The organism is Microbacterium sp., assembly GCF_049650565.1.
In the GTDB taxonomy this organism is placed as follows: Bacteria; Actinomycetota; Actinomycetes; order Actinomycetales; family Microbacteriaceae; genus Microbacterium.
Map to the genome: position 1 here is coordinate 1 of NZ_JBASAK010000077.1, position 7,425 is coordinate 7,425.

A 7,425-nucleotide genomic window follows, 5' to 3' on the forward strand; every position below is an offset into this window, starting at 1 on the left:
TCTTGATGGCCGTGGGCGTGGGGCTGCCCGGCAGGCCCATCATCTGCACCATCACCGGCAGCGCCGGCGGATCCTTCACGAGGGCCGCAGGCGGCAGGTAGATCGATGCATCGCGCGGAACGAATCCGGCCGTGGAGGGGATGCGCTGCGCACCGGTCAGCTGCCGCACCTCGCCCTGGCGCGGCATGTCCGCGGGAGCCTTCCACGTGGCGTACAGCGACCGCGGACCGGCGGAGGGAGTCGGCGTGAGCAACGGCTTCGGCAGGGCTCCGACGGGCGCGAGCGTCGAGATCTCCAGCAGATCGCCCAGATTGCGATCCAGGCCGAAGGCCGCATTGATGCCGAGGGTGGTCGAGATCAGCGAGAGGACGATGGTGAGAACCGCCGTCATCTTCCGCAGTGCCTTCGAGTCCCACAGGCTCACGATTCCCAGGGCGACCGCGGCGAAACCGCCTGCCGCCCACCACTTCACCCCTGCGGGCAGGGGCGTGCCGAACGCATCCACGGCATCGAGCATCCAGCTCAGCGCCAACCCCAGTGCGCCGCCGATCGCGATGGCCAGCACAGCGCGCAGCAGGCGGCGGGGCGTGTAGCGGCGCATGAGAAGGATGAGCACGAACAGCGCGGTGACGCCCCACACTGTCCACGGCACTGGCCCCGCGAGGATGTCGGCATTCAGCAGCCAGTCCAGCATCCGCAACTCCCGTTCCACCGCGGGGAGCGCCCCGGCCTGCCAATGCTAGAACCTGGCGGCTTCGAGCCGGCCACGAGCGGGCTATGCGAATGCTGATGGTCGATGCACGACATGGATGTCGTCTTCCGCCGGATCGCGACCACACATTAGCGTGATGCCAGGTGGGCGATGGCGCCCCTCATGGAGAGGAATCCACATGGCTGGCAAGTACGAGCTGTATCAGGACAAGGGCGGCGACTGGCGGTTCCGCCTGAAGGCCGGCAACGGCGAGGTCATCGCCACGGGCCAGGGCTATGCGTCGAAGTCCGGGGCGCTGAACGGCATCGACTCGGTGCGCCGCAACGCCGACTCCGAGGTCATCGAAGTCGAGCACTGACACACGAGAAGGGTGGGATGCCCGGCATCCCACCCTTCTTCGGGTCTGCGGCCCGGTCAGAGCACGCGCGAGAGGAAGTCCTGCGTGCGCGGATGCTGGGGATTGGCCAGCACCTCGTGCGGGTCGCCCTGCTCGAGGATGTGCCCGCCGTCCATGAAGATCAGCCGGGAGCCCACCTCACGGGCGAAGCCCATCTCGTGCGTGACCACCAGCATGGTCATGCCCTCGTCGGCCAGCTGGCGCATGACCTGCAGCACCTCGCCGACCAGTTCGGGGTCGAGAGCCGAGGTGGGCTCGTCGAAGAGCATCATGTCGGGGTTCATGCACAGCGCACGGGCGATGGCCACGCGCTGCTGCTGCCCGCCGGAGAGGTGGCTGGGGTAGGCATCCGCCTTCTCGGCCAGTCCGACCCGGTCCAGCATCTCCCGCGCGATCCTCTCGGCCTCGGCCTTGCCGCGCTTCTTCACGCGCCGCTGGGCTATCGTCAGGTTGCCCAGCACGCTCATGTGCGGGAACAGGTTGAAGCTCTGGAACACCATGCCGATGCGCTGGCGCACCCGATCCAGGTCGGTGTCCTCGTCTGTGACGTCGATGCCCTCGATGAGGATGTGCCCGCCTGTGGGGTGCTCGAGCAGATTGACAGAGCGCAGCAGAGTCGACTTGCCCGAACCCGACGGTCCGATGATGCAGACCACCTCGCCCGCCAGCACCGTGAGGTCGATGCCCTTGAGCACCTCGTTCTCGCCGTAGCTCTTGACCAGTCCCTGGATGTCGATCGCCGGGGCGTGGACATCGATCAGATCCGTGCTCATCTCTCCCTCGCCATCCGCCGCTCGAGCCACGCGGTGAAGCGCGTGAGCGGAATCGTCACGATCAGGTACAGGAGCGCCGCCATGATCAGCGGAGTTCCGTTGGCGTTCTGCGTGCTCGCGTCGCGGGCGAAGGTCGTGAGCTCCTTCGACCAGATGAACGTACCGGCCACGAACAGCAATGAGGTGTCCTTCAGCAGAAGCACGAACTCGTTGGTCAGCGGCGGGATGATGATGCGGAATCCCTGCGGGATCACGATCCAGAACGTCGTGGCCATCGGCGACATGCCCAGCGAGCGGGCCGCCTCGGTCTGGCCCTTCGGCACGGCCTGGAGCCCGGCGCGAATGGTCTCGGCCATGTACGCGGCCGCCACCAGCACCAGGCCGATCAGTCCGAGCACGACGGGACCGCCGAGGTCCTTGCCGGGCACACCCGCCGCGATCGGCAGGATGAAGGCGATCGTGAAGATCGTGAGGATGGCCGGCAGGCCTCGGAACAGCTCGACGTAGATCGTCGCGATCCAGCGGAAGGGACCGATGACCGACATCTTCATCAGGGCCAGCGCGACGCCGATGATGAGGCCCGCGATGAACGCCACGACGGTGAACCAGACGGTGTTCACCAGGCCGACCGTGATGATGCTCGGAAACATCTTCAGGGCGACTTCGGGGTTGAGGAACAGCGGCACCAGTCGCGCCCAGTTCGCGGTGAGCACGACCCATACGGCGATCGCGATCAGGACTGCGTAGACGATGTAGCGGTACAGCTTCTGCTTCTGAGTGCGCCTCAGAGCCATTGTGCGGATCCTTCCGATTCAGACCGCGGCAGGATCACTTCGCGGTGAAGTACTCGTCGTAGATCTTCTTGTACTCGCCGCTGTCCTTCAGCTCCTTGAGGGCCTTGTTGACCGCGTCGAGCAGAGCCGTCCTCTTGCCCTTCTCGAAGGCGAAGCCGTACTGCTCGTCGGTGTTGTAGGTCTCGACGATCTTGTACGCCTTGTCGGCCTTCTCGTGCTCGAGGTTGACCGGCTGGTCCTGGAGGATCGCGTCGAGCTGCCCGGCCTGCATGGCCGGCCACAGGTCGCCGTCCGAGCCCATCTGCAGCAGCTCGGCGCCCTTGGCGTGCTCCTTGGCGTAGCTCTCGCCCGTCGTGCCCTGCTGCACGCCGACCGTCTTGCCCTTGAGGTCGTCGATGCTCTTGATGCCCGAGTCGGTGCGGACCAGCAGCGACTGCAGCGAGTCGTAGTACGGATCGGAGAAGTCGATGCTCTTCTTGCGGGCGTCGGTGATCGTCATGGCGGATGCGCCGACGTCGCAGGTGCCCGCGGCCAGCGTGGTGCCGGACTGCAGGGCGTCGAAGCCCACGTCCTGGACGTTCAGCTTGAGGTCCAGCTTCTTGGCGACAGCGCCGAGCAGGTCGATGTCGAAGCCCGTGTAGCCCGTCCCGTTGTCGCCGCCCTCGAACTCGAAAGGCGGGTAGGGGATGTCCGAGCAGACCGAGAGCGTGCCGGCCGAGACGAGGCCGTAGTCCGGGCCCGACGGCGCCTTGCTGCTGTCGGAGCCGGAGCCCGGGTTGCTGGCGCAGCCAGTGAGCGCGAGAGCGGCTGCTGCGACGACAGCGAGGCCTGCGAGTAGGGGACGACGGTTCATAGTCACTCCAATGTGACGGGCGATACGCCCGGGAACGGGTATGCCATTCATCTTGACATGGCCGCCACCCTGCTCACCAACCCGTGAGGGAGACCCGTGGTCACGGTTGGGTTGCGAGAATGGACATATGTACAAAGCAGTATGGACAGAAGTCGTGAACTCTGCTGAGTTCTGCTGATCAGAACTCAAAGGATTCGACCGCTGCCCGAGGCCGATCAGGCGACGGCGATCTCGAGAGCATCCTTCAGACGCTCGGGTGACAGTCTCCACTGCGCGTGGAACTTCCCATCGATGAGCACGACCGGGATCTTCTCCCACCACAGCTCGTACAGCGCCGGGTCGTCGTCGATGGACTTCTCGACGATCTCCAGCCGCTCGGCCGCAGCATCCGGCAGGTCCGCCACGACCGCGTCGACGACCTCGCTCGCGACCTCGCAGAGGTGGCAGTCCGGCTTGCCGATGAGGGTGAGGGTGGTCACTTCTCCACCGGGTGCCCCTGCGCGATCCACTCGCTGGTGCCGCCCTCCACGTTGGTGGCGTCGTAACCCTGCGATTCCAGGGCGCGCACCGCGCGGGACGAACGACCGCCGCCGTGGCAGATCACGTCGAAGGCCTCGTTCGGAAGCTCCTCGAGGCGGTCGACCAGTTCCGACATGGGGATGCTGATCGCCCCGGGAACGTGACCTGACGCGTACTCGTCGGGCTCGCGCACGTCGATGAGGGGCACACCGTGACGGGCGGCGAGCTGGGCGACGTCGATGGACTTCATGGTCTTCCTTCACTGATCGAGTACGTCGGGGACTGCGGGGCAGACACCAAGCGCCCCCTTCGACCGGCTCAGGGACCCAGTGAGGAGGCGCTCGTGTCGTGCCGCTTACTTCTTGTTGCGGCGCTGGTGGCGAGTCTTGCGAAGCAGCTTGCGGTGCTTCTTCTTCGCCATGCGCTTGCGGCGCTTCTTGATGACTGAACCCACGGAAACCTCACTAAGTCAGGGGCTGGATGCCACGAAGGCGGGCACCCGGGTACGGGCACGGAAAATGCCTCAGACGATTCTAGCAAACGGTGAACCCGCGCCCGAACCGCACGGCACCATCCTACGTCCGCTCGAGGGGCGCCTCGTTCACCCGGCGTCGGCGATGGGCCGCCGCAGCGCCTCGACCACAGCCGATTCGGGCACGCGGTAGCTGCGACCGAACCGGATCGCCGGCAGGTCGCCGGCGTGCACCAGCCGGTACACGGTCATCTTCGACACGCGCATGAGCTCGGCGACCTCGGCCACCGTCAGGAACTTGACGTCGTGAACATCGGGCATCCCACGTACCCCTTTCTGCTGATGCACAGCATATGGGGTAGCTGTGACGGCTGTAAACCGCTGTGATGGAAGTGATTCCTGTGACGGATCAGCTGCCCAGCCGCTTGAAGGCGCTGGTCACGACATGCTTCGCCGATGCCGCGGCCCGGCCCACGACCTCCGCCGCATGCGCGGCGCCGTCGGGCAGCGGCGCTACCGGATAGTCGATGTCGGGCGCCTGATCGCCGTAAGCATCCATCAGGAAGGGGACGAGCCAGTCGTCCACGGCCTCCAGCGGCGCGACGGCCAGGCTGTAGAAGCGGCGCTGCCCCTCCTCGCGCACGGTGACCAGCTCCGATTCGCGCAGCACCTTCAGGTGCTTGGACACGGTGGGCTGGCTGACCCCCAGCTCGCTGACGATCTCCGTGACGCTGGTGCCGGCATCGCCGTCGGCGGAACGGCTCAGCAGCAGTCGGAGGATGTCGCGCCTCGTGCCGTCCGCGATCACGTCGAAGATGTCGGTCATGCCCTCAGGGTAGTCGCCGAGTGCCTCCTCTCCTAGCCTGGGCCGTGTCGTCCGGGGCCTCCGGAGTACCATGTGCAAGGCTCGGCGAAGGTCGTCGCGCGCGCGAGTGAAGGGGGAACGATGTCGGGCATCCTGTCGGCATCCTCTCCCCGAGGCGGCCTCAAGGCCGCGGCGCGGGGAGTGCGGCACGTCATCACGGCGTCGCCCTCGCGCTTCGCGATCGTCATCTTCGCCGCCCTCATCCTGCTCTTCACCGCGCTGCTCTCGCTGCCGATCTCATCGGTGTCCCGGACGATCACGCCGCTCAGCGACGCGCTGTTCACTGCGGTCTCCACGATCTGCGTCACGGGCCTGGCCACCGTGGACATGAGCACCCACTGGTCGGGCTTCGGCCAGGTGGTCATCTTCGTCGGCGTGAACATCGGCGGATTGGGCGTGCTGACCCTGGCATCCCTGATGGGCATGGTCATCTCCAAGCGCCTGGGCTTGAGCGCCAAGCTCATGGCCGCCGGCGACACCAATCCGCTGCGCGCGCACGGCGGCCCGGTCAACGAGAGCCAGACCGTGCGGCTCGGCGAGGTCGGTCAGCTGCTGACCACCGTGGCGCTGTCGGCGCTGATCATCGAGAGCGGCCTGGCCGTGCTCCTCTATCCGTCACTGATCATGACCGGTGTGAGCCCCGTCTCCGCGCTGTGGGAGGCGCCGTACTTCGCCGCCATGTCTTTCACCAACACCGGCTTCGCTCCCAATGCCGGCGGAGTGGCCGCATTCGGCGACGACTACCTGGTGCTCATGCTGCTGATGGCAGGCGTATTCCTCGGCAGCATCGGCTTCCCGGTGATCTACTCACTGGCCAAGCACGTCTGGCACTTCAAGCGCTGGTCGCTGCACTCCAAACTGACCCTGGTGACGACCGTGCTGCTGTTCTTCGCCGGCGCCGTCGTCTTCCTCCTGCTGGAGTACGACAACCCGCGCACCTTCGGATCGATGGATGCCGTGGACACGACCGTCCAGGCCTTCTTCCTCTCGGCGATGACCCGCTCGGGCGGGTTCAACGTGATCGACATGTCCGACCTGAACGGGTCATCCATGCTCGTGGCGTGCATGCTCATGTTCGTCGGCGGCGGCTCGGCATCCACCGCCGGCGGCATCAAGGTGACCACCCTTGCCGTGCTGGCCATCGCGGTGTGGTCGGAGGCGCGGGGGCGCCAGTCCGTGGAGGCGTTCGGGCGCCGCATCCCGTCCGACGTGCAGCGCGTCGCGCTCTCGGTCGTCGCGTGGGGCGCCACCATCGTGGCCGTCTCCACGGTCACCATCACCCAGATCACCCAGCTGCCGGTGATCGACGTGCTCTTCGACGTGATCTCCGCGTTCGGCACCGTCGGCCTCAGCTCGGGCGTCACCGAAGCACTGCCCGACGCCGGATCCTACGTGCTGGCGGCGACCATCTTCATGGGGCGCGTTGGTACAGTGACTCTCGCCGCGGCGGTCGCCGCGACATCCCGTTCGCAGCTGTACTCGCTGCCCGTGGAAAGGCCGATCGTTGGTTGATGATCGCCACCCGTTTCCAGCCGAATAGGTCGGGAACGACGATGACGTCGGGGAGGCAGTTGATGCCCCTCCCCGACGTCATTTCAGACCATTACGAATCCGCGGCTACGTTTCCAGGCTCAGTTCCGAAGAGCCTCGCGAGCGCAACACCAGCTTCGTTCTGCACCTCCGAGTAAACGACGTAGGAGCGACCAGACGCGTTTTCAGCCGCCCAGCTCATCACTTCGTCGATATTCCGAGCAGCTTCGATACGCCACTCATCACTGTTCTCGTTCGCGTCCCAGAAGTCGACGCGATACGCGGGGGAGTCCTCGATGTGATTGGCGTAGCGCGGATCGACCGAAGATGCACGCAATTTCAGATCGCCTTCCAGGCCGTCTTCGTCTGCGAACCGACCGTGGAGTACTTCCCATCCACGACGAAGTACCAGGTCGACGTCGCGCGCCAGTATCCCGTGCCTCGGCCACCATTCAAGCCTGTCTTGGGTGTGTAATACGTCTTCTCAGCCCCGTTGACAGTGATCGTCTG

Annotated in this window: 10 protein-coding genes and 1 pseudogene; 2 read left to right on the forward strand and 9 right to left on the reverse strand. The window is 65.8% G+C overall.

What is annotated here, in order from left to right; genetic code table 11:
* Positions 1-694, reverse strand: a pseudogene (locus tag WA967_RS12650) (hypothetical protein); the annotation flags it as partial.
* A gap of 196 nt (positions 695-890) precedes the next feature.
* Between WA967_RS12650 and WA967_RS12655 the strand changes: the two are divergent.
* Positions 891-1,070, forward strand: a complete 180-nt coding sequence (locus WA967_RS12655) for a YegP family protein (RefSeq protein WP_424423126.1) — start codon at positions 891-893, stop codon at positions 1,068-1,070.
* Between the two features lie 56 nt (positions 1,071-1,126).
* On the opposite strand, the gene WA967_RS12660 is transcribed toward WA967_RS12655, so the two are convergent.
* The 8 genes from WA967_RS12660 to WA967_RS12695 form a co-directional block, all read right to left on the reverse strand.
* Positions 1,127-1,882 (reverse strand): amino acid ABC transporter ATP-binding protein, encoded by a 756-nt coding sequence (locus WA967_RS12660; protein WP_424423129.1) that lies wholly within the window; start codon positions 1,880-1,882, stop codon positions 1,127-1,129.
* Positions 1,879-2,676: an amino acid ABC transporter permease gene (locus WA967_RS12665; protein ID WP_424423131.1), complete on the reverse strand. Its 798-nt coding sequence runs from the start codon at positions 2,674-2,676 to the stop codon at positions 1,879-1,881. Before WA967_RS12665 ends, WA967_RS12660 begins: the two co-directional genes overlap by 4 nt.
* 34 nt (positions 2,677-2,710) lie before the next feature.
* On the reverse strand, positions 2,711-3,529 hold the full coding sequence (locus tag WA967_RS12670) for a basic amino acid ABC transporter substrate-binding protein (protein ID WP_424423134.1): 819 nt from the start codon (positions 3,527-3,529) through the stop codon (positions 2,711-2,713).
* A 215-nt stretch (positions 3,530-3,744) separates the two neighbouring features.
* Complete coding sequence (locus tag WA967_RS12675) at positions 3,745-4,008, reverse strand: glutaredoxin family protein (protein WP_424423137.1); 264 nt, start codon at positions 4,006-4,008, stop codon at positions 3,745-3,747.
* Positions 4,005-4,298 (reverse strand): rhodanese-like domain-containing protein, encoded by a 294-nt coding sequence (locus WA967_RS12680; protein WP_298866558.1) that lies wholly within the window; start codon positions 4,296-4,298, stop codon positions 4,005-4,007. Before WA967_RS12680 ends, WA967_RS12675 begins: the two co-directional genes overlap by 4 nt.
* 105 nt (positions 4,299-4,403) lie before the next feature.
* Positions 4,404-4,502, reverse strand: a complete 99-nt coding sequence (locus WA967_RS12685) for a 30S ribosomal protein bS22 (protein WP_003792170.1) — start codon at positions 4,500-4,502, stop codon at positions 4,404-4,406.
* 147 nt (positions 4,503-4,649) lie between these two features.
* Positions 4,650-4,841: a helix-turn-helix domain-containing protein gene (locus WA967_RS12690; protein ID WP_424423184.1), complete on the reverse strand. Its 192-nt coding sequence runs from the start codon at positions 4,839-4,841 to the stop codon at positions 4,650-4,652.
* An 88-nt stretch (positions 4,842-4,929) separates the two neighbouring features.
* On the reverse strand, positions 4,930-5,346 hold the full coding sequence (locus WA967_RS12695; protein WP_424423187.1) for an ArsR/SmtB family transcription factor: 417 nt from the start codon (positions 5,344-5,346) through the stop codon (positions 4,930-4,932).
* 120 nt (positions 5,347-5,466) lie between these two features.
* On the opposite strand from WA967_RS12695, the gene WA967_RS12700 reads away from it, so the two are divergent.
* Positions 5,467-6,897, forward strand: a complete 1,431-nt coding sequence (locus tag WA967_RS12700; protein ID WP_424423189.1) for a TrkH family potassium uptake protein — start codon at positions 5,467-5,469, stop codon at positions 6,895-6,897.
* Positions 6,898-7,425: the final 528 nt, after the last annotated feature.